The sequence below is a fragment of the Maribellus sp. YY47 genome, from assembly GCF_023111095.1.
In the GTDB taxonomy this organism is placed as follows: domain Bacteria; phylum Bacteroidota; class Bacteroidia; order Bacteroidales; family Prolixibacteraceae; genus Draconibacterium.
Map to the genome: position 1 here is coordinate 167,236 of NZ_JALGYW010000001.1, position 25,349 is coordinate 192,584.

The following is a 25,349-nucleotide window of genomic DNA, read 5'->3' on the forward strand; positions in this document are numbered from 1 at the left end:
CGGTAATTATTTTGTTTTCCGCGATTTGTTAACCGTCCGGCGCATGACTGGTTCACCTGAAAGAATCAAATATTCAAAAGTACAAATTAGAAAACGCTAACTAACAGCTTTTTCAATTATAGTATGAAAAAACGATTGTTGATAATTATGCTGCTGTTTAAGGTAACTGCGATTTCAACCCAGCCATCCGGCGGTTGTTTTTTGCAAGATATAATGGGCGTTTATGAAAAAGGCCGGAATTAACTCCCGGCCTCTCTCCAAACTTTATTTGTGTTTTACAATTGTTTCGCTACTTCAACTTCGTGGAACGCTTCAATGTGGTCGCCCACTTTGATGTCGTTGAAGTTGTCGATGTTCAAACCACACTCGTAACCGTTCTTCACTTCTTTCACGTCTTCTTTGAAACGTTTAAGCGAGCCCAGTGTTCCGGCGTAGATCACGATACCGTCGCGGATGACCCTGATTTTTGAGTTACGGATGATTTTACCGTCGCGAACGATACAACCAGCAACCGTACCCACTTTCGTAATTTTGAAGGTTTCCATTACCTCAACGGTACCCAGAATTTCTTCTTTGATATCCGGTGCCAACATACCTTCCATCGCAGCTTTGATTTCGTTGATGGCATCGTAAATGATCGAGTACATGCGAACGTCGATTTGTTCTTTTTCAGCCAGTTTACGGGCATTCAACGATGGGCGAACCTGGAATCCGATAACGATGGCTTCAGAAGCTGCCGCCAAAAGGATATCTGATTCGGTGATCTGACCCACTGCTTTGTGTTTGATGTTTACCTGAATTTCTTCGGTCGACAATTTGATCAACGAGTCAGACAATGCCTCGATCGATCCGTCCACGTCACCTTTAACAATCAGGTTCAACTCCTGGAAGTTACCGATCGCAATACGGCGGCCGATTTCATCCAGCGTAATATGTTTTTGAGTTCTGAGCCCCTGTTCGCGGGCCAGCTGTTCACGCTTGTTGGTAATGTTACGGGCTTCGCGCTCGCTGTCCATTACGTTGAATTTGTCACCGGCCTGCGGAGCTCCGTTCAAACCGAGAACAATCGCCGGTTGTGCAGGGCCCACTTCTTTCACGCGTTGGTTACGTTCGTTAAACATCGCTTTTACGTGACCAAAATACTGGCCTGCAATCAGGATGTCTCCAACGCGGAGTGTTCCGCTTTCAACAAGTACGGTTGAAACATAACCGCGTCCTTTGTCGAGCTCGGATTCAATAATGGTTCCGTGTGCTTTTTTATCCGGATTTGCTCTCAGCTCAAGCATTTCGGCTTCGAGCAATACTTTTTCAAGTAACTCTTCCACTCCGGTACCGGCTTTGGCAGAAATGTCGTGGCTCTGGTATTTTCCACCCCATTCTTCCACCAGGTAGTTCATGTTGGCGAGTTCTTCCTTGATCCGTTCGGGATTAGCGCCCGGTTTGTCAATTTTGTTGATCGCGAAAACGATTGGTACGCCTGCAGCAGCGGCATGGTTGATTGCTTCAATGGTTTGAGGCATCACATTATCGTCGGCCGCCACAATAATAATGGCGATGTCGGTTACCTGTGCTCCACGTGCACGCATCGCGGTAAAGGCTTCGTGACCCGGAGTGTCCAGGAAGGTGATCACACGACCGTCTTCGAGGCTCACATTGTATGCTCCGATGTGCTGAGTAATACCTCCGGCCTCACCCGCAATTACGTTGGTGTTACGAACGTAGTCGAGCAACGAAGTTTTACCATGGTCAACGTGTCCCATTACGGTTACAATCGGCGGACGTGGTTTCAGATCTTCTTCTGAATCCTCTTCCTCTTCGATGGCTTCCTGAATTTCAACACTTACAAATTCCACTTTGTAGTCGAATTCTTCGGCAACTACCGATAGTGTTTCTGCATCGAGGCGCTGGTTGATGGAAACAAACAACCCCAGTGACATACAGGCCGAAATAATCTGGTTCACCCCAACATCCATCATGGTTGCCAATTCAGCAACCGTAACAAATTCTGTTACTTTCAGAACGTTCTGTTCAAGTGCCTGTTTTTCCATGTCGGCGTGCATTCTTTCGGATGCAGCAGCACGTTTGTCACGGCGGTGTTTCGACCCTTTTGATTTTCCCTTGGTGGTCAAACGGGCCAGGGTATCTTTAATTTGCTTTTGTACATCTTCCTCGTTTACTTCTTTTTTCAGTAAACGTTTTTTCTTACCTCCGGCAACACCTGCTTTATTCACCTGGAATTTTCCTTTGGGCTGGTTGGGCGATTGCGGACGATCGACGTTCACACGACCACCGGCACCGTCTTTGGGGATTCTCTTCCGGCGTTTTTTATTACGTGAATTCTGATCTGAGTCGGAAGATTCTTTTTTCTGAGGCAATTCAATTTTGCCAAGAACCGTAGGGCCATTGAGTTTTTGTACCCTGGTCCGGATCATATTGTCGTCTTCTTTTGCTTCCTTATTTTCTTTCGGCTGAACTTCAGGTTTATGCTCGGCCATACGCTGGCGGTTTCTTTCCTGACGTTCCCGTTCTTTTTCTTCCCTTGTTTTTTTGTCGGGCCGTGTTTTTTGATTGATATTATCAAGGTTAATTCTACCGACAACTTTAACTTCCTCTACTTTAGGAATGTCGGTCTGCACCATCTCTGGCTCTGCTTTCTCCACTACCGGTTGCATTTTTGGTTCTTCTTTAATTTCCTCTTTTTTAGAAGGTGCTGGGGCTACCGGAGCGGGGATTTCTTTTGCAACTTCAGGTTTTACTTCAGCTGCCTTAGGCTCTTCTTTAACCGGCTCTTCTGCTTTTTTCTTTACTTTATTATGCTCGTCAAGGTCAATCTTCCCAAGGATTTTCGGCGCTTCGGCGACAGGCCTTTCGATTTTAATCTCCTCTGGCTTCGGCTTTTCAGGAGCCGGAGCAGGTTTTTCTGCAGGAACGGGAGTTGGCGCAGGTTCTTTTGCTTTGCTTTCAGGTTCGGTAAATTCTTCCTCGCCGTCGATGGTGAGCACCTCTTTTTTCGGGCGCTGACTTTTAAGACTGATCTTCTCCGATTCCTTTTTTAGTGAAATGTCTACCTTGTATTCCTGCTCAAGCAGTTGTACGGCAACCGGATCCACTTTTGTGTTTGGATTCGAATCAATATCATATCCCTTTTTGTGCAGAAATTCCACAATTGTGTGGATCCCTACATTACATTCTCTTGCAAGTTTACTGAGCCTAATTGTACCTGCCATAAATTTTTATTTTCTATTCATTTTAAACGCCCGTTTCCAAGAGGATATAACCGGCATTTTATTCAAACTCTGATTTCAATACCTTGAGGACATCATCGATGGTTTCTTCTTCAAGGTCAGTACGTTTAATCAGGTCTTCGCGGGGAATGTTCAATACGTTTTTAGCCGTATCGCAACCGATTCCTTTTAGGGCATCAATTACCCAATCTTCGATTTCGTCAGCGAATTCATCCAGATTAACGTCTTCTTCGTCTTCTTCCATTTCACGGTAAACATCGATCTCGTAACCAGTTAACTGACTGGCCAGACGAATGTTCAACCCTCCTTTACCGATGGCCAGTGAAACTTCTTCGGGTCTCAGGTAAACTTCCGCTTTTTTCTGGTCTTCGATAATTTTGATCGAGTTAATTTTTGCCGGATTTAATGCTCTCTTAATATAGAGTTGCAGGTTGGCCGAATAATTGATCACGTCGATATTTTCGTTTCTTAACTCGCGAACGATACCATGAATACGTGATCCTTTCATGCCCACACAGGCACCCACCGGGTCGATTCTTTCGTCGTACGACTCAACAGCAACTTTTGCTCTCTCGCCGGGTACGCGAACAATCTTTTTGATGGTGATCAGTCCGTCAAAAATTTCAGGGATCTCCAGCTCGAACAATCTTTCAAGGAAAGCAGGTGCCGTTCTCGATAAAATGATCAGCGGGTTGTTGTTGCGCAATTCTACTTTGTATACAATGGCGCGAACGTTGTCTCCCTTGCGGAAATAGTCGGAAGGAATCTGCTCTGATTTTGGAAGAATCAGTTCGTTGCTTTCGTCGTCCAGAATCAGAATTTCCTTTTTCCAAACCTGGTAGACTTCTCCGGTGATAATATCACCGATTTTATTTTTGTATTTACCGTAAATGTGGTCTTTTTCCAGTTCGAGGATTTTGCTGGCCAGGTTCTGACGTAAATTCAGAATGGCCCTTCTTCCAAAGTCGGCAAGTTTCACCTCGTCGGTTACTTCTTCTCCTTCTTCAAAGTCTTCGTCGATTTTATGTGCGTCGGTAAGCGAAATCTGAAGATACGGATCTTCGAGGTCCTCGTCAGCAACCACCTCACGTCTTCTCCAAATTTCAAAGTCGCCTTTATCGATGTTAATGATCACATCGAAATTTTCATCGGTGCCATACTGACGGATAAGTACACTGCGGAACGCTTCTTCCAGCACACTCATCATTGTTACCCTATCAATGTTCTTCAGCTCTTTGAATTCAGCAAAAGTATCTATCAGGTTTATATTTTCCATTGTCAACTTTATTTAAATGAAATTACCGCTTTCGCACTTTTAATATCGTCGTAATTTATATTGTATTCTTTTACTATCAGCTGTTTCTTTTTCTGACCCTCCACTTTTTCTTTTCCGGATGTCTCTAAAACAACTCCCGAATCTGATGCTGATTTTAATAAACCTTCCAGTTTCTGGTCGTCTGAAGTTACTATCTTAATTGCCTTGCCGGTATATTTAACGTATTGCTCTTTAACTTTGAAGCTTTCGGTTAATCCGGGAGAAGAAACTTCCAGTGCAAAATCTTCTTCTTCGCGGTCGAAGCTGTGTTCTACATGACGGCTGATAGCGATACATTGTTCAATCGTCATCCCGTCGTAGCTGTCCACAAAAATATGGATAACGTTGGTGCTGCTAACACTGATATCGACGATAAACATGCGTTCGTCTAATTTTTCCTTTACCAGTTTTTCTATTATTTCCTTGGCAATCATGACTATTACTTCCAACAAAATAGGGAACCCGAGGTCCCCTAAAAACACATTTTAGAAAATTCTCCGCAAAAATAGAAAAATTCCTGAACATTGGCAAATATGTTTGCAAAGCTTAAATTATTGATTTTAAACGATAAAATCTTTTGGCTGATGCTCGTTTTTATTGCCGGATGAATTCTCCTGTGGTGCGGCAGCAGTCGCAAAATCAGATTACTTTGCGTTTTGGTAAAGTTTTGTACTTTTAGGCGTTTCGAATACAGTAGTCAGGTGAAGCCAAAACAAGTAAATAAGAAAAAGATTATAAACGATCCCGTGCTGGGATTTATCAACCTTCAGTCGGAGACAGTATTCGATTTGCTCGAGCATCCATTTTTTCAGCGCCTGCGGAGAATCAAGCAATTGGGCTTGTCATTCATGGTATTTCCCGGTGCTAATCACAGTCGTTTTGAACATGCTCTGGGCGCCACTCATCTGATGCGGGAGGCCATTGCCACGCTTCGACTGAAAGGGCACAAAATTACGGAAGAGGAAGCGGATGCCGTAACCATCGCAATTTTGCTGCACGATATTGGGCATGCGCCTTTTTCGCATGTGCTCGAAAATACCCTGGTGAATATTTCTCACGAAGAAATATCGCTGTTGCTGATGCAGGAACTAAACCGTGAATTCGGCGGTAAGCTTGACCTGGCAATCACGATTTTCAAAAACCAATATAAAAAGCAGTTTTTACATCAGCTGGTGGCCAGTCAGTTGGATATGGATCGCCTGGATTACCTGGGCCGCGACAGCTTTTTTACTGGGGTTGCAGAAGGAACGGTTGGCATCGATCGTATTATAAAAATGCTGAACGTTTACGACGACAAACTGGTGGTAGATGTAAAAGGTATTTATTCGATTGAAAAATTCCTGATTTCAAGACGGCTCATGTACTGGCAGGTTTATCTGCACAAAACCGTTGTGGCTGCCGAGTTTATGTTGCTGAATGTGCTGAAGCGGGCACGGGAGCTTATTCATGCGGGCGAAAAGCTTTATGCTACCCCGACCTTGAAAATTTTTCTTGAAAACGCGTTTTTGTCAGAAGACTTTCGTCGTAACATCGAGGTGGATGGGAGGCCCGTTTTAAACTGGTACACGTTGCTGGACGACAACGACATTATGATTTCGATGAAGGAGTGGCAGCATCATCCCGATCCGGTTTTGTCGAAGCTGGCCTGGAGCCTCACCAATCGTAAGATCTTTAAAATCAGATTAACCGACAAGCCGCTTTCAAAAAAAAATGAGGAGCAGTTGCTCGGGCAGATCAGGGAAAAGATTATCGGGGATCCGGATTGTGCAAAGTATTTTTTGATGACTGGTGGTATCACCAACAGCGCTTACAATAAGCACGATGAAAATATTTTTGTTCTGTATAAAGATCACACCGTAAGGGAGTTGAACGAAGCCTCCGATATTAATCTGTCTGTATTATCAAAGGCTGTACGTAAGTATTTTGTGTGTTATCCTAAAGAATTGGACATTTATTAGTTTAAAGCTATATTTGCATCGCAAAAAAAACGGATAATGGAGTTTAAAGCTACGGACATTGCGTCATTTCTGGGCGGTGAAATCGTTGGGGATAGTGATGTAAAAGTAAACAATGTTTCGAAAATCGAGGAAGGGAAAGAAGGAACCCTGGCTTTCCTGGCAAATCCAAAATATGAACATTATATATATGAAACCAAGGCATCGATTGTTTTGGTGAACAGGACCTTTGTTCCGAATAAGGAGATCAGTGCTACACTTATTAAAGTAGACGATGCTTACAAGGCTTTTGCTTCGTTGCTCGACCTGTATGTGCAGGCCACTACCAAAGTGAAGAAAGGTATTGAACAACCCAGTTTTGTGAGCGAAGGTGTGCCGTTGGGCGAAGATGTTTATGTGGGGGCGTTTGCCTATATCGGGCAGGGAGCTGTGATTGGAAACAAGGTTCAGATTCATCCTCAGGTTCACATCGGCGAAAATGTTACCATTGGCGACAACAGTATTATATATGCTGGGGCAAAAATTTATCCCGGTACTGTAATTGGCAACCGTTGCATTGTTCATTCAGGAGCAGTGATTGGTTCCGATGGATTTGGGTTTGCACCTCAGGAAGACGGTAGCTATAAAAAAATACCACAGATCGGAATTGCGATCCTTGAAGACGATGTGGAAATTGGAGCCAATACCACCGTCGATTGCGGTACCATGGGGCATACCATTATCCGGAAAGGCACCAAAATCGATAACCTGGTTCAGATTGCACACAATTGCGATATTGGCGAGCACAATGTATTTGCCGGTCAGGTGGGAATTGCCGGATCGACAAAAGTTGGAAACTATAATAAGTTTGCCGGTCAGGTAGGACTGGGAGGGCACATTACGGTTGGAGACCATGTTACTTTGGGCGCACAATCTGGTGTTGGTCAGAGTGTGAAAAGTAATCAGGTATTGTTCGGATCTCCGGCTATCGAAATAAAACAGGCCATGAAGGCATATGTTGCGCTTCGGTATTTGCCCGAGATGCGCACCGATGTTGCTAGGCTGAAAAAGGATTTGGAAGCCCTTAAAGACAAATAGAACGAATTTCATATTACATGCTTGAAAAACAAAAAACGCTGGCTAACCCATTCAAGATCGAGGGCAAGGGATTGCACACCGGTGTAATGGTAACCATGAATTTTCTGCCGGCGCCCGTGAATCACGGATTTAAATTCAAAAGAGTAGATTTAGAGCATCAGCCTATTATTGATGCAGATGTTGATTTGGTAGTGGATACCTCCAGGGGAACGTTGCTCGAAAAAGACGGCGCCCGAATCGGTACCATCGAACATGCGCTGGCTGCTCTGGTGGGGATGGATCTCGATAATGTATTGATCGAGGTAAACAACGAAGAAGCTCCGATTGTGGATGGCAGTTCAAAGTATTTTGTAGAAGCCATCGAAAAAGCAGGAGTGGTAGAACAGGATGCTGACCGTGAATATTTTGAAATCAGAGAGAAGGTCGAAATATTTGACGAAAAATCGGGAGCGCACATTGTAGCCCTTCCCGATGATGACTACCGGCTGAATGTGATGATCTCTTTCCCGTCGGTAGTGTTGAATAATCAATATGCCACGCTCGATTCCATTCAGGATTTCAGAACAGAAATCGCTGAGTGCCGTACCTTTGTATTTGTTCGTGAAATTGAATTTTTACTCAATCATAACCTGATCAAAGGTGGCGATCTGAACAACGCCATTGTGATTATTGACCAGGAGATATCGCAGGAAGCACTCGACCGTTTGGCCGATCTGACCAACCATCCGAGAGTAGAGGTAAAACCTCAGGGTATCCTGAATAACCTCGAACTGCATTTCGATAACGAATGTGCACGTCACAAGCTGCTGGATGTGGTTGGCGACCTTGCCCTTTGCGGTAAGCGGATAAAAGGAAGGATCATCGCTTCGAAACCCGGACACGGGCCGAATGCGATTTTTGCAAAGGAGCTAAAACGTCAGTGGCTGAAAGAAAAAGAAGCTGCGCCCAAGTGCAATCCGAACGATAAACCTTTGATGGATATCAACAAGATTAAGGATTTGTTGCCGCATCGTTATCCTTTTCTTATGGTTGATAAAATTGTTTGTATCAACGAAGACGAAATAATCGGGGTAAAAAATGTTACCGTAAACGAACCGTTTTTTCAGGGACATTTTCCTGAAGAGCCCGTAATGCCTGGAGTTATGTTGATCGAGGCCATGGCTCAATGCGGTGGATTGCTGGTGCTTAGTCAGAAAAAAGAGAAATATTCAACCTACTTTATTCGGGTTGATAATGTTAAGTTCAGGCAGAAAGTTGTGCCCGGTGATATGTTGATTTTTAAATTAAAATTAACTTCGCCGATCAGAAGAGGAATTGCCAACATGAAAGGACTTACCTATGTGGGAGATAAGATCGTAGCAGAAGGTGAGTTTATGGCGCAAATAGTTCTTAAAACAGATTAATCAATAATATTATAGAATGAAACAACCACTAGCTTACGTTCATCCGGATGCGAAAATTGCTGATAACGTTGTTATTGAGCCTTTCGTTTCTATCGACCACGACGTGGTGATTGGAGAAGGAACAAGAATAGGTTCAAGTGTTACCATTTTGCCGGGAACAAGGATTGGTAAAAACTGCAAGATCTTTCCGGGGGCTGTAATTGGCGCTGTTCCGCAAGACTTAAAATTCAAGGGAGAATATTCTACCGTTGAAATTGGTGACAACAACACCATCCGCGAATTTGTGACCATTAACAGGGGAACTTCTGCAAAAGGTAAAACTGTGGTGGGAAATAATAACCTGATCATGGCTTACGTTCACATTGCCCACGATTGTGTGGTAGGAAACAATGTGATCCTGGTGAACAGTACGCAACTGGCTGGTGAAGTTTGTGTTGAAGACTGGGCAATTATTGGCGGTATGACAGCCGTTCATCAGTTCTGCCGGATCGGAACACACGTTATGATTTCCGGAGGTTCTTTGGTGCGCAAAGACGTTCCTCCATTTATTAAAGCCGGTCGCGAGCCACTTTCGTATGTTGGAATCAACTCGATTGGTTTACGCAGAAGAGCCTTTAACAACGACAAAATACGCGAAGTGCAGGACATTTACCGGTACATTTACCAAAAAGGATTAAATGTGGCACAAGCAGTTGAAATTATTGAGGCAGAAATGCCCGCAACACCCGAACGCGATGAAGTCCTTTTATTTGTAAAAGACTCGAAACGTGGAATTATTCGTGGGTATTTCCCCGATTAAGTTGTGATAAAAACTAAGTAAATGCCATCCTGGAAACGGGGTGGCATTTTTTATTTCTGGTTAATGGTCAAATTCCTGCGATTATTTTGCAGTCAGAAGCCCGAACGATATTTCGAAACCCGCTATATTTTTGCCCCCGACTTCAAACTTCCGTCTTCCGGCCAACTGTAAAATTCGCTGAGCCAATTTCATTCATAATAAAACCTGTGTGCTTCTTCAGCAGAGCGATTTATTTCCCGTGATTCCAGCCTTGTGCCTGCAAAGGAATGGCAGAACCTCCGGTAGTGATGAGGTTAACTCCCTCCGAAGCCTCGGTCATATGACCGATAATGGTAAAATCAGGATCGTTCTTGATTTTTTCGTAATCATCGAGCGGAAGCGTGAACAGCAACTCATAATCTTCTCCGCCGTTAAGTGCAGCCACCAGCGGATTAATATTTAATTCTTCTGCCATTTGTTTGGTTTGCAGGTCCATCGGAACCTTATCTTCAAACAAACTGCAACCTACCCCCGAGTTTTTGCATAAGTGCATAATTTCGGAAGAAAGCCCGTCTGAAATGTCGATCATCGAAGTAGGTTTGATGCCCAGCTTTTTGAAGGCGGCGATAATGTCGGCACGCGGTTCAGGCTTTAACTGGCGCTCGAGTATATAATCGTAACCGGCCAGCTGGGGTTGCATGTTTTCGTTCACTTTAAATACTTCGTTTTCGCGTTCCAAAAGTTGCAGGCCCATGTATGCGCCACCCAAATCGCCTGAAACACAAAGTAAATCGTTAGGTTTTGCTCCGCTTCTTTTTACAATATCCGCTTTGTCCGCTTCACCGATGGCCGTTATGCTGATCGTTAATCCAGTCAGCGAGCTTGTGGTATCGCCTCCTACCAGATCAACCCCGTATTTTTCGCAGGCGAGGTAAATACCTTCGTACAATTCATCGATGGCTTCTACCGAAAACTTGCTGGAAATGGCAATGCTGATCGTGATTTGTTTGGGAGTGGCATTCATCGCATAAATGTCAGAAAGATTGACAGCAACCGATTTATAACCCAGGTGTTTTAGCGGAACGTACATCAGGTTGAAATGTATTCCTTCGGTCAGCAAATCGCTGGTTACAACAATTTGTTTGTTCTTGTAGTCAAGCACCGCTGCATCGTCGCCAACGCCCAACACAGAACTGTCGTTTTTTAACTGAATGTTTTTTGTCAGGCGATCGATCAGGCCAAATTCTCCGAGTGTAGAGATGCTGGTATGTTTTGTTTCTTTACTCATTATTAATTACAGACAAAGAAGTATGAATTGTAGATTTCAGGGAGCAAAAATACCCATAGTTTTATATCTTTGCAATTTATTTAAACACTCTTATTTCAACATTGTTATAAGGGTAGAAAACTAGAAAAATGGAAGATCAGGATAAGATATTATCAGAAGTTACGCAACGCGAATACAAATACGGTTTCGTAACCGATATTGAAACCGATATCATCGAGAAAGGGCTGAATGAAGACGTGATTCGTTTGATTTCTGCGAAAAAGGAAGAGCCGGAATTTATGTTGAATTTTCGTCTGGAAGCTTACCGTAAATGGCTGAAGATGAAGATGCCAAACTGGGCTTATTTGAAAGTTCCACCCATCGATTTTCAGGCCATCAGTTACTACGCCGCGCCTAAGAAAAAAGCACAATACGAAAGTTTGGATGAAGTTGATCCCGAGTTGCTGGAGACTTTCAACAAACTGGGTATTCCGTTGGAAGAGCAGAAGCACCTGGCAGGAGTGGCCGTTGATGCGGTAATCGACAGTGTTTCGGTAAAAACTACTTTTAAGGAAACGTTAGCTGAAAAAGGTATTATTTTCTGCTCGTTTTCGGAAGCGGTAAAAGAACATCCCGAACTGGTAAAAAAATACCTCGGACAGGCAGTACCTGTTGCCGATAATTATTTTGCAGCATTGAATTCGGCGGTATTTAGCGACGGTTCGTTTTGTTATATTCCAAAGGGAGTTCGCTGCCCAATGGAATTGTCGACGTATTTCCGTATTAACGCGGCCAATACCGGTCAGTTTGAGCGTACCTTAATTGTGGCCGACGACGACAGTTACGTGAGTTACCTGGAAGGTTGTACGGCGCCAATGCGCGACGAAAACCAATTGCATGCTGCGGTGGTCGAAATTATTGCACTCGATAGGGCAGAAGTAAAATATTCTACGGTTCAGAACTGGTACCCGGGTGATAAAAACGGGAAAGGCGGTATTTACAACTTTGTTACCAAACGTGGTGTTTGCCGCGGAGTGTCATCCAAAATAAGCTGGACTCAGGTAGAAACCGGGTCAGCAATTACCTGGAAATATCCGAGTTGTATTTTGATGGGTGACAATTCAGTCGGTGAATTTAACTCGGTGGCAGTAACCAACAATCATCAGCAGGCCGACACCGGTTCAAAAATGATCCACATCGGTAAAAATACCAAGTCAACCATTGTGTCGAAAGGTATTTCCGCCGGCAAAAGCGATAATTCGTACCGTGGTTTGGTAAAAATTCTTCCGGGAGCTAAAAATTCAAGAAACTTCTCGCAGTGCGATTCGCTGTTGTTGAATGATACTTGCGGCGCTCACACTTTCCCATACATTGAAGTGGGAAACAAATCGTCGGTAGTGGAACACGAAGCCACTACATCGAAGATTGGTGAAGACCAGATTTTTTACTGTAACCAGCGTGGGATCGACACCGAGACGGCGATTGGGATGATCGTAAACGGTTATGCCAAAGAAGTGCTGAACAAACTGCCAATGGAGTTTGCCGTTGAAGCCCAGAAATTGTTGCAGATTAGTCTGGAGGGAAGTGTAGGCTAGGTGTTCAGTGTTTAATGTTTAAAGTTCAAAGTTAAAGAGGAAGTAAAGAGGCTCTTTACTCAATACTCAAATCTCAATACTATTAAAAATGTTATCAATTAAAGATTTATATGTTTCCATTGAAGGAATGGAAATACTGAAAGGAATTAACCTGGAAGTAAAACCCGGAGAAATACACGCTATAATGGGACCAAACGGTTCGGGGAAAAGTACCCTGGCAAGCGTTTTGGCCGGGAAAGAAGAATATGAAGTTACTTCGGGCGAAGTGCTTTTCGAAGGCGAGAATTTGCTGGAGAAAGCACCGGAAGAACGGGCAAAGGAAGGCCTTTTCCTGAGCTTTCAGTATCCTGTCGAAATTCCAGGGGTGCCGATGGTTAACTTTTTGAAATCGGCCGTCAACGAGCACCGCAAATATAAAGGTGAAAAAGAACTTACTGCAGGTGAGTTTCTCAAACTGATGCGGGAAAAAATGGACATGGTCGACATGCATCCGAACCTGACAAACCGCTCGGTAAATGAAGGTTTTTCGGGTGGTGAGAAAAAGAAAAACGAAATTTTCCAGATGGCTCTGCTCGAACCGAAGCTGGCAATTTTAGATGAAACTGATTCAGGTCTCGATATCGACGCACTGAAAACAGTGGCCAACGGAGTAAACGCTTTACGTTCTCCCGAAAGATCGGCTATTGTGGTAACCCACTACCAACGACTACTGGATTACATTGTACCCGATTATGTACATATTCTTTACAAAGGAAAAATTGTAAAAACCGCCGGAAAAGAACTGGCTCTCGAACTGGAAGAAAAAGGGTACGACTGGATTAAAACAGAAAACGCCAATTAAGATGAGTGTTACATTAGAAAAAGTAGATTTATCGCTAAAGTACACCGCGTATTACAAACAGGTGAAAGAGGAACTTTTCGAAGGTTCTTCCGACATCCTGAATGCCCAGCGAAGTAAGGCATTTCAGAGTTTTGTAATGCAGGGTATCCCAACGCGGAAAAACGAAAATTATAAATATACCAACCTGCATCCTTCGTTTTCGCCAGAGTTCAGTTTTGCTCATTCGAAAACAGAGAAGGAAGCTGATTTGCAGGAAATATTTCGTTGCGATGTGCCGCAGTTGAACACAACGCTGGCATTTGTATACAACGGATGGTTTTCGAGAAAGAGCAGCGCCATTGATCAACTTCCCAAAGGAGTGATTCTGGACAGCCTCGAAAGCATTTCAAAACAACAGCCCGAACTCCTGTCGCGTTACGCGAGTTTAGCTGATCCGGAAGAAGACCCGATGGTGGCGATGAACACCGCATTTGCCAAAGACGGTTTCTTTGTGTACGTTCCGAAGGGAGTTGTGCTCGAAAATGCCATTCAGATTATTAACCTGATGGAGGGATCATCGGATATGTTTACAACGCAACGTAACTATATCTATGTGGAAGAAGGAGCAAAACTGCAGTTATTGCTTTGCGACCACAGCGAAAACCAGAATAATTATCTGAGCAATTCGGTGACTGAAGTGTTTGTGGGGAGCAATGCTGAGCTGGAATTCTATATGTTGCAAAACCAGCACAACAAAGCCACCAACATACACTCCGTTTTTGTTGAACAGCAGCGTGATTCAAGGGTGACAACGCATACTGCTTCGTTGCACGGCGGTTTGATTCGCAATAACCTGAAATTCATTTTAGATGGCGAGAACTGCGAAGCAAACATGTACGGAATGTCCTTTCTGGACAAAAAGCAGCATGTCGATAATTTTACCCAGGTTATTCATGCAAAACCTCACTGCGTAAGTAACCAGCTCTACAAAAATGTGCTGGATGAGCAATCAACCGGAGCTTTTGCCGGAAGAATACATGTGGTTCGTGACGCGCAGAAAACAAATGCATTCCAGCGAAACAACAATTTGCTGCTGACCGATGAGGCCACCATGCAAACCAAACCTCAGCTGATTATTGATGCTGATGATGTAAAATGCAGCCACGGTGCAACTGTTGGTCAGATCGACGAAGAAGCACTGTTCTACCTTCGTGCCCGCGGGCTTGATGAAGGCAAGGCACGACTGATTATGATGAATGCTTTTGCACACGAGGTAATCCAGGAGATTAAACTGGAGCCGCTGCGTGAACGTATCGACGAACTGGTGGATAAAAGGTTAAAGGGTGAGCTGGCGCGTTGCCACGATTGCTCTTACGGAAAAGACTGTTAAATTTTAAGTTATAAATATTCCGGAAGTATCAGTTTTGATATGTTAGACCGGATGACAGGGACCGTTCTTTCACACAAGGAGCGGTTCTTTGTTTTAAGAAATCTTTCGCACCTTTGCAGTGGTCGTTTTCGAAACGACAAAACAGAACAAACATGGCTTACAATATAGACGAAATAAGAAGTTTCTTCCCAGTGCTGCGGAAAGAGGTTTACAACAAACCACTGATTTATTTTGATAGCGCAGCTTCTTCTCAAAAACCGGTGCAGGTATTAATGAAAGAGGAAGAACTGCATAACGATCATTACGGGAATATTCACCGCGGTGCACACTTTATGGCCGATAAAGCCACGCTGGAGTTTGAAGACGTGCGCGAAAAATTGCGTGCCTTTATAAATGCTGCTTCCCGAAAGGAGATCATATTTACCAAAGGAACCACTGAAAGCATAAACCTGGTGGCCAGTTCGTTTTGCGAGCGTTTTGTTAGTGCCGGCGACGAAATTATTGTTTCGGAAATGGAACACCATGCCAACATTGTTCCGTGGCAACTGGCAGCCAGCCGGAAAGGAGCAAAAATCGTTAAGCTTCCGTTTAACGACCTTGGTATTTTGGAAATAGAAAAGCTTCCCGGACTCATCAGCGAAAAAACAAAACTGATCGCGGTGGCGCACGTTTCGAATGTGTTGGGAACGATCAATCCCGTAAAGGAAATTATTGAGCTCGCGCATCAAAATAATATAGCTGTTTTGGTAGATGGGGCACAGGCTTCGCCCCACATTAAGATAGATGTACAGGAGCTGGATGCCGATTTCTACGTGTTTTCTGCCCACAAAATGTACGGCCCGAATGGAGTGGGAGTTTTGTACGGGAAAGAAAAATGGCTGGAAGAAATGCCTCCATACCAGGGAGGAGGCGAAATGATCTCGGAGGTTTCGTTTGAAGGTACAACCTTTAACGAACTGCCCTATAAATTTGAAGCAGGTACACCGCATATTTCGGGTGTGATTGCCTTTGGTGCAGCACTCGATCTGATAAATGAAATTGGTCTGGAAAATCTGGCTGCCTGGGAACATTCGCTACTCGAATACGCCACTCAAAGACTAAAGGAAATCGAAGGATTAAAAATTTATGGTGAAGCTCCTGAGAAATCGGGTGTGATTTCGTTTAATATCGATGGCATTCATTCGTATGATCTGGGCATGTTGCTCGATAAAATGGGAGTTGCACTGCGTACTGGGCATTTGTGTGCCGATACGGTGATGGCACATTACGGCATTCAGGGCTGCGTGCGTATTTCGTTCGGAATGTACAACACCAAAGAAGAGATCGATGCTTTTATGGTGGCCTTGAACAAGGTGCTGATGATGTTCTGAAAAAATAGAAAACCCTAAGGTTGAATTTCCTTAGGGTCTTATTGAGTTTAGTAATTCGACTCTTTGATTTCGAAATAAGCCTGTTCGTGTTTGCAGGCAGGGCATTGTTTCGGAGCCACGCGGCCTTCGTGTATAAAACCACATTTGCGGCATTTCCAGATCACTTTGTCTTCGCGTTTAAATACTTTTCCTTCTTCAAGGTTTGTAAATAGCGTACGGTAGCGTGCTTCGTGTTCTTTTTCCACTTTTGCAATAATGGTAAAAGCCTGTGAAATTTCTTTAAAGCCTTCTTCTTCAGCTATTTTTGCAAATTCCGGATAAAGGTCGGTCCATTCTTCGTTTTCGCCTTCTGCTGCAGCTTGCAGGTTCTCAAGTGTTGTTCCCACTTTTCCTGCCGGATACGTTGCTGTTATCTCCACCATACGGCCTTCAAGAAACGAGAAAAAACGTTTGGCGTGTTCGTACTCATTTTCTGCGGTTTCAGTAAAAATTGCTGCAATTTGTTCCAACCCTTCTTTTTTGGCTTGTTTGGCAAAATAATCGTAACGCATGCGGGCCTGAGATTCGCCGGCAAATGCTTTTAGTAAATTTTGTTCTGTTTTTGTACCTGCTAAACTAGTCATGGTTAAATGCTTTTGTTGATTTTTTTGTCAAATTTAACGAAAACTATATTGTTAACTTGATCGTGTTATCAATTTTGAAACTTTCTGAATAAGCGCTGTGATGCTATTGTGTTACATTAAAAAATTACGACATTTGCATCTTAAATTAATGTGGATCAGTATGACGATCGAAGAAGTTCAACAGGAAATAATCGGTGAATTTTCGATGTTCGAAGATTGGATGGACAAATATTCCTATCTGATCGAACTCGGAAATGATTTGGGCGAACTTGATGCCAAAGATAAAAATGATCAAAACCTGATTAAGGGGTGCCAGTCGCGGGTGTGGCTGGTGGCAGAAATGGAAGATGGAAAGATTGATTTCCGCGGAGAAAGTGATGCCGTAATTGTAAAAGGATTGGTCGCTTTGTTGTTGCGGGTGGCATCGGGGAGAACTCCAGAGGAATTGCTCGAAAATGAATTGCATTTCATCGACGACATTGGATTGAAGCAGCATTTGTCGCCCACGCGCTCAAACGGATTACTGGCCATGGTAAAACAAATTAGGTTATACGCTGTTGCTTATAGCAAAATTGCAGGATAAGGAGGTTGACATGGACAAAAGAATTGATTTAATCATAAATAACCTGAAAGAGGTCTACGATCCGGAGATTCCGGTGAATGTATATGATTTGGGATTGATCTACAATGTGGATGTTGACGAAAAAAATAACGCCAACATTGTAATGACACTCACGGCTCCCGGATGTCCGGTGGTGGATGTTCTGATCGACGATGTAACCCAGGCTGCTCAATCGGTTGAAGGGATCCAGGAGGTGAACGTAGATCTGACGTTTGATCCGCCATGGGACAAATCGATGATGAGCGAAGAAGCCCGCCTCGAACTGGGTTTCTTTTAAAATGAAAAACCTAAGGGTAATAAAGCTCCCTTAGGTTTTTTTATTTCTTTTATTGCTTCTGAATTTTAACCATCCATTGTTTCTCTAAGTCCTTTGGCTTTACGCTCAAAAGATACATGCCGGATGTTAATTCATTCAGATCAAGCTCAACTGCCTGATTAGGCAAAAAGGTCTCATCTTTTATCGTTTTACAAACTCTGCCAGTTACGTCCAGTACATTAATATTGCATACTTCCTTCCGGTTATGCTTGAGCTGAATGTGAAGCTGGCTGCTGAAAGGATTTGGATACACTTTTAGAGCAGAATTATCTTCTTTGTTTATCATTTCATTCCCCGCAACGGTTAGCAGATGAATTTCTCCAAGTTGCCATTTTGAAATGTTCACATTTGTTGCTTGTGCACTTTTCGTCACAATTCCGCTTGTGGTAATATTAGGAACATTCAGATTGATCTCCTGTGCATTTGAAACTAAGGAAATCAGGATTGTGAATAGTATCAATAGATTTCTCATCTGAAAACCTTTAATTTTTTTGAGCTGTCGGAGCCAGGCTTATTAAACGCTCTAATACCATTTGATAATGGTCGACCATCGCTTGTGCTGTTTCAGCAGTTGGATTATTAAACATTTCTTCGAGATAAGGAAATTGGCTTAAATCGAGGTTAGGGTTATTCATGTATGCATAATCTTTAATCTTCATTATTGCTTCTTCCACTGTTTGTGCTTCCAATGCCCCACTTTTGTTAGCCATAAGTGTGTTCACCGAAGGCGATGTGGTAATTTGGTTGTTTGCCTGCTCTGCATTTCCGTTAACTGCATATAACTGAGGATTATAGTTAGGATTAACTTCAGCCAATGCCAGTTGCATGTCATTTAACGTGCTCTGCATATTTTCTATTACCCTGGTCAGATCGTTTGTATTGATTCCCACTGCAGTATTTACAAAAGAGAAAATTTCTTTACCGTCCGATTCTCCCCATGCGATACCTATAATTCGTGCATAATCACCTACAGCCATGTTTTTCGGATCCACAGCTATTGCCATTCCATCCTGGTTGCCTGATGGCAGGATGTAATCGCCTTTTTTAACTTTGCCAATTACCCTTACCTGAACCTGTCCCATGAAGGCTACTTTTTCATATTTTTTTTCGTTGTCACCTTCGGGCATGGCTCCAATTACGGTCGGGTTCTGGGTGATCACCATGAATTTTTCTGCTTTTTTGAAGTCTTTGGAAATGACGCCGCCATTAACCCCAACTACCTCGCCAAACAAAAGAAGTTCGGTTTCTTCCTTTTTTTCGAGCCATTCAGCATAATCTGCTCCCCCTGACTCAAAGGCTACTCCTAATCCAATTGTATGGAATGCTTCAAAAATGCCCCATTGCAGCGATTCTGTAACTACGTCAACTCCTGACCAAACCACGTCATCGATGTCACCCAAAATAGCTTCTCCCACAAGAGCTCCCACACAGTTCACTCCAAATACAATCACTGATTTTGTAAAGTCTACGCCAATAGAATATAGTTCTACGGCATATTCACTAGTAAAGTCAATACCATCAGGTTCAATTTTCAGCGGTTTAGCTCCACTTTGATCTCCTTGTGCAGGTAAAGGTGTACCGGGCAGCTTACCATCCAGCTTTATCGAAAAAGGTTCTGGTTTTAGGATATCGTATATTACACTTAGTATTAGCCCCGGTAAACCTGAATTACCTTCAATTCTACCTTTTGCACTTCCCTGCCTGTCAAAAAAAGTAATAAAATTATCCTGTCGGCTGGGAAGAATTGCTGTTGATTTAATTCCAATACCATGTTTGCTTCCTTCAATTTGTAGTGCATATTCATCGTAGTCGGATGCGTCCCCTTCCGGATTATTGTATTTGATGGTAACCTGGCCACCGGCATTTACCTTGTTCATCAGATTAGTCGTTCCATCAACTGTCAGCGTTTTTTTGAGATTGGTATTGCCTTCAACCATAGCATTGTTTTTAACCTCTAGATTTTGATGGAGTAGGGTATTCTCATTTACTGTTAATGTTCCGCTCAAATAGGTTGGACTTGCATTATTTACATTTAACTGGTTATTCAAATCCGAAGTTCCGTCAACTTCAAGCGTATTTTTTAAGTGAGTTGCACCCTCCACATCCAACGTCCCCGTCAATACCGTAGGACTGTTGTTGGTCACTGATAAAGGTCCGTTATTGACCGTTTCTCCGGATGCTGTATTTAAGTATACATTCTGTTTAACAGAAAGATCCTCTCCAACATCAAGACTTCTGGCCAGGTTAATGTTCCCGTTGCTCTGAATTCTTAATCGTTCTATGTTATCGGTTACCATAACCAAATCCTTGGAGTCGGTGGTTCCCAGAACATCTTTGTCGGGATCAGTTTTTGAATTTCCAAATAACGACCAGGTTTGAGATGGAACCCCATCCTTAGCAGCACTTTTTAACTCTACGCCGGTGAGCGAACCTGCTGTTTTTGCATGTAAGGCATAAGGAACCGATAAAAACTGGGAAGTGCCCATATCTATCCATCCCGCTGATTCCTCCGTTTTTACTTTAACGTTCAGGAAATGTTGAGCAGAGCCCCAGTCTATTTCTTCAAAATTGTACATTCCGGATGATTCACCTGTTCCAATTACAAGAACAAACATCCCATAGTTGTTGGTAATGACTTTGTGATTACCTTCCCATACAACATTGCCTTGGGCTGATTCTTTGAGAATCGTCACTTTAACTTCAAGAGAAGAATTTGCAATTAGGTCTCCAATCTGGTTTCGGGCTTCTGCCTGGTAAATTATTCCTTCCGGCGCCTGTGCCCAGGTAGTAGCAGAAATTAGACATAGCACTGCCATAAAGGCAATACGAATTAACAAAGTAATGCTTTTCATAAATTTTGTATTTAAAGAGTAGTTGGTGGGATAATCTGCTTGTCAGCAACGATATAGCATTTTCCCCCTTGTTTTTTATCAATAACAAGTTACGCTAACAATTGATAAAAAACAATATGTTAACGATGTGATTTTCTGAACATTCGTGCGTCATGCTGAAATGTTAAAAGCAGAGGGAAACACCGCGTTCTAATAAATTGGGAAAGTAAAAGCAAGCTATTATTGTTTATAGACGGGGTTTTTGAAGAAGATTCTTTTGATGAATCACATTCTGAATAATGATGGGGTTATTCCATTAGGGTTTATAGGGCAATTACATTCATTGTTAAAAAGAAATAATGATAGATAGTATTCTGATTATAGAGTAAAGAGCAGATACTAGAACAGGCCATTCTTTTGCAAGAGATGGCCTGTTCTAAATCCGTATTGTAGTGTAAAATTACATTATCTTCAGCGGCTTATCCACTTTGGTTTTTAACAGAGCGATGTCCAGCACATCCATAATCGTGTTGACAAAGTGAAATTTCAAGCCTTTCAAATACTCTTCCTTAATGTCTTCCAGATTTTTCCTGTTTTGTTCCGAAAGAATGATTTCTGTAATGCCCGCCCGTTTGGCTGCCAGAATTTTCTCCTTGATTCCTCCCACCGGAAGTACTTTTCCGCGGAGGGTAATTTCACCGGTCATTGCAAGGCTTTTCTTTACTTTTCGCTGCGTGTAGGTCGAAGCCAGCGAGGTAACCATGGTAACCCCGGCCGACGGACCGTCTTTCGGAATCGCACCTTCGGGAACGTGAATATGGACATTCCAGTTGGTAAAAATATCCGGATTCAGATCAAGTTCTTCAGCATGAGATTTTAAATACTCGTGTGCCAGCATCGCCGATTCTTTCATCACATCGCCCAGGTTGCCGGTAAGCGTTAATGCTCCCTTTCCCTTGCTTAGGCTCGATTCTACATAAAGAATTTCACCGCCAACGGCTGTCCAGGCAAGTCCGGTTACAACACCGGCAAAATCATTGCCCTGATATTTTTCTTTCGAATATTCGGTAACACCGAGGTATTCCCGAATGTCTTCGCGGGTAAGTTTTTTATTGTATTCTTCCTCAAAAGCAATCTTTTTGGCTACCCGGCGCACCACTTTGGCAATTTTCTTGTCGAGCTCGCGAACACCCGATTCACGGGAATAACCATCGATGATCATCTCGATCACTTCTTTTGGGAAACTGATGTCCGATTTTTTTAACCCGTGGTTTTCGAGCTGTTTTGGGATCAAATGCCGTTTTGCAATTTCTATTTTTTCTTCCAGCAGATATCCACTTACTTCAATCAGTTCCAAACGGTCGCGGAGTGCTGGTGCAATAGTGCTCAGTGAATTGGCTGTTGCAATAAACATCACCTTCGACAGGTCGTAATCGTGTTCGATATAATTGTCGTGGAATTCGCCGTTTTGCTCCGGATCCAGTACTTCCAGCAAAGCCGACGCCGGGTCGCCGTGGAAGTGTTTTGATACCTTGTCGATTTCATCCAGAATAAAAACCGGGTTCGATGACTTGGCTTTTTTTATGTTCTGAATGATTCGGCCGGGCATGGCTCCGATGTATGTTTTGCGGTGACCGCGAATTTCTGATTCGTCGTGTAAGCCGCCTAAACTCATCCGGGCATATTTTCTGCCCAGTGCACGTGCTACTGATTTTCCCAGCGAAGTTTTACCAACTCCGGGAGGGCCGTATAAACAAAGGATCGGCGACTTCATATCGTTCTTTAATTTCAAAACCGCCAGATGTTCGAGAATACGTTCCTTTACTTTCTCCAGACCGTAATGATCCTCATCCAATACTTTACTGGCATGTTTTAAATCAAAATTATCAGAGGTGTATTCGTTCCAGGGCAGATCGAGCAAAGTCTGACAGAAGGTAAACTGAACCGAATATTCTCCGGCAGCCGGGTTAAGCCTTCCCAGTTTTTCCACTTCTTTTTCGAAGAACCGGGCTACATCTTCATCCCATTTCTTGTCCTTGGCTTTATCCTTCAACGCATTTATTTCCTGTTCTACCGGATTTCCTCCCAACTCATCCTGGATGGTTTTCATTTGCTGGTTCAGCATGTATTCACGCTGCTGGCGATCCAGGTCGGTTTTTACCTTTTTCTGGATGTCGTGTTTCAATTCCAGCATTTGAACTTCTTTCACCAAAAAGCTGATGGCTTGAATACCCCGGTCTTTCAGATTGCTGATTTCAAGCAACTTTTGTTTGTCATCAACACTCAAGTCAGTGTTAGAACAGATAAAGTTGATCAGGAAAGTAGAGTTCTCGATGTTCTTTACAGCAAAAGTAGCTTCAGGCGGAACATTCGAAGAGAACTGCGCAATTTTAATGGACAGGTCTTTCAATGAACCAACTATTGCGTTGAACTCGTTGTCGTCTTTTGAGCTGATGTCGTCCAGAGGTTCCACCGTTGCTTTGAAGTACGGATCTTCGCTGATAAATTCCCGTATCTGGTATCTTCTTTTTCCCTGGATGATCACTGAAGTCGAGCCGTCGGGCATCTCCAGTACTTTCAGGATTTCGGCAATAGTGCCAACATCGTAGAGATCTTCTTTCTCGGGTCGGTCAATTGTATAATCTTTTTGAGCTACGGTTCCCAGAAGTTTGTTGCCGCGGTTTACATCGCGAACCAACTGAAGCGAACGTTCGCGTCCAACAGTGATGGGTAACACCACTCCCGGAAAGAGTACCGTGTTGCGCAACGGAAGAATGGGTAATACCGATGGGATCTCGGTGTTTTTTAATTCCTTGTCATCTCCGTCGGCAATGATCGGGATGTATTCGGAATCGTCGTTCATAATTCCTGATGCAAATAACGCTTCAAATGCTGTATTTCTAATCTTACCCATATTTCTTTTCTATAAATGACAGAATGTCGCAGGCAAAGTGCCTGATTCTACAGGGCTAATGTTTTGCAATAGCCGTGCCAATTACAAAGAATGCAAACATTAGCTGTTTGTTCATTTCAAATACTGTAAATACCGACAAAATTGCATGTTGGGAGCAAAAAAAAGCACCCGTCGGTAGGCGGATGCTTTTTTATATCTTTTCGAAAAAATTACTTTTTCCGGTTTTCCATGTGTTTGCTGTAACGGCTCATGAACTTGTCAACACGTCCTGCAGTGTCCACCAATTTGGTTTTACCGGTGTAGAACGGGTGAGAAGTATTAGAGATCTCAAGTTTGTAGATCGGGTACTCAACACCATCAATAACTTCTGTTTCTTTGGTGTCAACAGTTGAGCGTGTAAAGAAAGTATGTCCGTTCGACATATCTCTGAACGCTACCAGTCTGTATTCCTTAGGATGAATGTCTTTTTTCATTTTTTTTATATGTTTTTCGAATGGTTACATTCTATACTGTAATCCATTCTTGCGTTATTACAATTTCTAATTCGGGCTGCAAAGATAAATATTGTTTGCATTTTTCCAAAAACTTCAGGCATTTATTTCCTTGTAATATAAGTTGTTGTCAGGCGCCGATTATCGGAGCTTTTTTCACTTTTTTAGTCCGGTCGAACATATACCGCATGGTGTAATGCGTTTTGGCGCGTTTGGCGCCGGTTGCCTCATAAATCGCAATAATTTTCGGATTGAAATCGCCTGCCCACGAAAGGTCAACCTCGGTATAGTGCTCGTGCGATTTTGTTTTCATAATTTGTTCCTGGTGCCAGAAAATACCTGATTCAATTCCAGAACGCTGGTATTTGGGATCGACTCCCATCAACAGAATCCGGGTGCGGGTCATCACTTTTTTGTGTTTGTACCAAAAGAATTTGATGATTCCCCACAGGTCCATTTTACCTTTCAGTTTCATGAAAATCTGGTTGACATCGGGGACCATCACAAACACGGCAATCGGGCGTTCCTGGTCGTAGGCAAACCAGATCATTGCCGGATCAACTATGGCCTTCGATTCTTTCAGAAAATCGTACAGATCGTCGGGGTTGAGTGGTTTGTAATGCTCGTGAAACGACCAGGCCGCATCGTACACCTGGCAAAAATCTTTCACAAACTTATCGGTTTCCTTGTAGTCGAAATGGCGGAATTTAAACTGTGGTTTTTGAGCCACCCAGGTAGCAATTTTCCAAAAACGTTCGGGAAACGGAACCGTATAGTCAAGGTGGAAGGAATACTGTTCAAAGTAAACCTCGAAACCAAAACCACGGAAGAGCTTTTCGTAGTAACTCGGGTTGTAGGGCATTCCGTAAGCCTGTGGCATAAATCCATCAACCAGCAATCCCCAGTTTACATAGTTTTCGCCAAAATTAATGGGGCCGTCCATGGCTTCCATACCATTCTGCTTGTTCCACTCAGCTGCTGCAGTAAACAACATGTTGGCTGCTTCCTGATCGTCGACACATTCAAAAAAACCACAGCCTCCGGTGAGTTGCTCGTAGGTTTTTGCCAGATCGAAGTTGATAAATGCAGCAATTCGTCCCAGCAGTTTTCCGTCGTCGCCTTGCAATATCCAACGAATGGCTTTCCCTTTTTTAAAGGTTTTGTTTTTTTTCGGGTTGAACACCGATTCAATCATCATCGGAGGAATTCCCGGCCAGTTGGGATCGTTTTTGTAAATGAGCGGCGGAACACTGTGAAACAGTTTCTTCGTTTTTTTATCGGTAACCTCTATCAGTTGCATGGTAAAATTTTAGGCCAAAATAATTCAAAAAGGACAA

Annotated in this window: 20 protein-coding genes; 10 read left to right on the plus strand and 10 right to left on the minus strand. The window is 43.2% G+C overall.

Going from position 1 to position 25,349, the window contains the following annotated elements:
- Positions 1 to 275: 275 nt before the first annotated feature.
- Genes infB through rimP form a run of 3 tightly spaced genes read right to left on the minus strand, consistent with a single transcriptional unit; the run spans position 276 to position 4,994 of the window.
- Positions 276 to 3,227 carry a translation initiation factor IF-2 gene (infB, locus tag MR764_RS00790; RefSeq protein WP_247977477.1) on the minus strand — a complete coding sequence of 984 codons (2,952 nt, stop codon included), beginning with the start codon at positions 3,225 to 3,227 and terminating at the stop codon, positions 276 to 278.
- Between the two features lie 58 nt (positions 3,228 to 3,285).
- Positions 3,286 to 4,521, minus strand: a complete 1,236-nt coding sequence (gene nusA / locus MR764_RS00795) for a transcription termination factor NusA (protein WP_247977478.1) — start codon at positions 4,519 to 4,521, stop codon at positions 3,286 to 3,288.
- An 8-nt stretch (positions 4,522 to 4,529) separates the two neighbouring features.
- Positions 4,530 to 4,994, minus strand: a complete 465-nt coding sequence (gene rimP, locus MR764_RS00800) for a ribosome assembly cofactor RimP (protein WP_247977479.1) — start codon at positions 4,992 to 4,994, stop codon at positions 4,530 to 4,532.
- Between the two features lie 267 nt (positions 4,995 to 5,261).
- On the opposite strand from rimP, the gene MR764_RS00805 reads away from it, so the two are divergent.
- From MR764_RS00805 to lpxA, 4 genes are read left to right on the plus strand one after another with little or no spacing between them, the layout of a single operon-like run.
- Positions 5,262 to 6,518 (plus strand): HD domain-containing protein, encoded by a 1,257-nt coding sequence (locus MR764_RS00805; protein WP_247977480.1) that lies wholly within the window; start codon positions 5,262 to 5,264, stop codon positions 6,516 to 6,518.
- 36 nt (positions 6,519 to 6,554) lie between these two features.
- Complete coding sequence (lpxD, locus tag MR764_RS00810; RefSeq protein WP_247977481.1) at positions 6,555 to 7,592, plus strand: UDP-3-O-(3-hydroxymyristoyl)glucosamine N-acyltransferase; 1,038 nt, start codon at positions 6,555 to 6,557, stop codon at positions 7,590 to 7,592.
- Positions 7,593 to 7,609: 17 nt separating this feature from the next.
- Positions 7,610 to 8,995, plus strand: a complete 1,386-nt coding sequence (locus MR764_RS00815; protein ID WP_247977482.1) for a bifunctional UDP-3-O-[3-hydroxymyristoyl] N-acetylglucosamine deacetylase/3-hydroxyacyl-ACP dehydratase — start codon at positions 7,610 to 7,612, stop codon at positions 8,993 to 8,995.
- A 16-nt stretch (positions 8,996 to 9,011) separates the two neighbouring features.
- Positions 9,012 to 9,794 (plus strand): acyl-ACP--UDP-N-acetylglucosamine O-acyltransferase, encoded by a 783-nt coding sequence (lpxA, locus tag MR764_RS00820; RefSeq protein WP_247977483.1) that lies wholly within the window; start codon positions 9,012 to 9,014, stop codon positions 9,792 to 9,794.
- 229 nt (positions 9,795 to 10,023) lie between these two features.
- Here the strand turns inward: lpxA and thiL are convergent, their stop codons facing one another.
- Positions 10,024 to 11,061, minus strand: a complete 1,038-nt coding sequence (gene thiL, locus MR764_RS00825) for a thiamine-phosphate kinase (protein WP_247977484.1) — start codon at positions 11,059 to 11,061, stop codon at positions 10,024 to 10,026.
- A gap of 128 nt (positions 11,062 to 11,189) precedes the next feature.
- Between thiL and sufB the strand changes: the two genes are divergently transcribed.
- From sufB to MR764_RS00845, 4 genes are all read left to right on the plus strand, one after another.
- Positions 11,190 to 12,635 (plus strand): Fe-S cluster assembly protein SufB, encoded by a 1,446-nt coding sequence (gene sufB, locus MR764_RS00830; RefSeq protein ID WP_247977485.1) that lies wholly within the window; start codon positions 11,190 to 11,192, stop codon positions 12,633 to 12,635.
- A gap of 88 nt (positions 12,636 to 12,723) precedes the next feature.
- Positions 12,724 to 13,476: a Fe-S cluster assembly ATPase SufC gene (sufC, locus tag MR764_RS00835; protein ID WP_247977486.1), complete on the plus strand. Its 753-nt coding sequence runs from the start codon at positions 12,724 to 12,726 to the stop codon at positions 13,474 to 13,476.
- A gap of 1 nt (position 13,477) precedes the next feature.
- Positions 13,478 to 14,845 carry a Fe-S cluster assembly protein SufD gene (gene sufD, locus MR764_RS00840; protein WP_247977487.1) on the plus strand — a complete coding sequence of 456 codons (1,368 nt, stop codon included), beginning with the start codon at positions 13,478 to 13,480 and terminating at the stop codon, positions 14,843 to 14,845.
- A gap of 152 nt (positions 14,846 to 14,997) precedes the next feature.
- Complete coding sequence (locus MR764_RS00845) at positions 14,998 to 16,215, plus strand: cysteine desulfurase (protein WP_247977488.1); 1,218 nt, start codon at positions 14,998 to 15,000, stop codon at positions 16,213 to 16,215.
- Positions 16,216 to 16,262: 47 nt separating this feature from the next.
- On the opposite strand, the gene rbr is transcribed toward MR764_RS00845, so the two are convergent.
- Entirely contained in the window at positions 16,263 to 16,838 is a 576-nt protein-coding gene (gene rbr, locus MR764_RS00850; protein ID WP_247977489.1) for a rubrerythrin, read from the minus strand.
- A 160-nt stretch (positions 16,839 to 16,998) separates the two neighbouring features.
- On the opposite strand from rbr, the gene MR764_RS00855 reads away from it, so the two are divergent.
- Positions 16,999 to 17,421, plus strand: a complete 423-nt coding sequence (locus MR764_RS00855; protein WP_247977490.1) for a SufE family protein — start codon at positions 16,999 to 17,001, stop codon at positions 17,419 to 17,421.
- A gap of 10 nt (positions 17,422 to 17,431) precedes the next feature.
- Entirely contained in the window at positions 17,432 to 17,737 is a 306-nt protein-coding gene (locus MR764_RS00860; RefSeq protein ID WP_247977491.1) for an iron-sulfur cluster assembly protein, read from the plus strand.
- Positions 17,738 to 17,786: 49 nt separating this feature from the next.
- On the opposite strand, the gene MR764_RS00865 is transcribed toward MR764_RS00860, so the two are convergent.
- From MR764_RS00865 to MR764_RS00885, 5 genes are all read right to left on the minus strand, one after another.
- On the minus strand, positions 17,787 to 18,248 hold the full coding sequence (locus MR764_RS00865; RefSeq protein WP_247977492.1) for a T9SS type A sorting domain-containing protein: 462 nt from the start codon (positions 18,246 to 18,248) through the stop codon (positions 17,787 to 17,789).
- A 10-nt stretch (positions 18,249 to 18,258) separates the two neighbouring features.
- A complete protein-coding gene (locus tag MR764_RS00870) occupies positions 18,259 to 20,628 on the minus strand; it encodes a hypothetical protein (protein ID WP_247977493.1) in 2,370 nt (789 codons plus the stop codon).
- Between the two features lie 439 nt (positions 20,629 to 21,067).
- Positions 21,068 to 23,521, minus strand: a complete 2,454-nt coding sequence (gene lon / locus MR764_RS00875; RefSeq protein WP_247977494.1) for an endopeptidase La — start codon at positions 23,519 to 23,521, stop codon at positions 21,068 to 21,070.
- A 209-nt stretch (positions 23,522 to 23,730) separates the two neighbouring features.
- Complete coding sequence (locus tag MR764_RS00880; RefSeq protein ID WP_233379349.1) at positions 23,731 to 23,994, minus strand: type B 50S ribosomal protein L31; 264 nt, start codon at positions 23,992 to 23,994, stop codon at positions 23,731 to 23,733.
- A gap of 148 nt (positions 23,995 to 24,142) precedes the next feature.
- A complete protein-coding gene (locus tag MR764_RS00885; protein ID WP_247977495.1) occupies positions 24,143 to 25,312 on the minus strand; it encodes a GNAT family N-acetyltransferase in 1,170 nt (389 codons plus the stop codon).
- Positions 25,313 to 25,349: the final 37 nt, after the last annotated feature.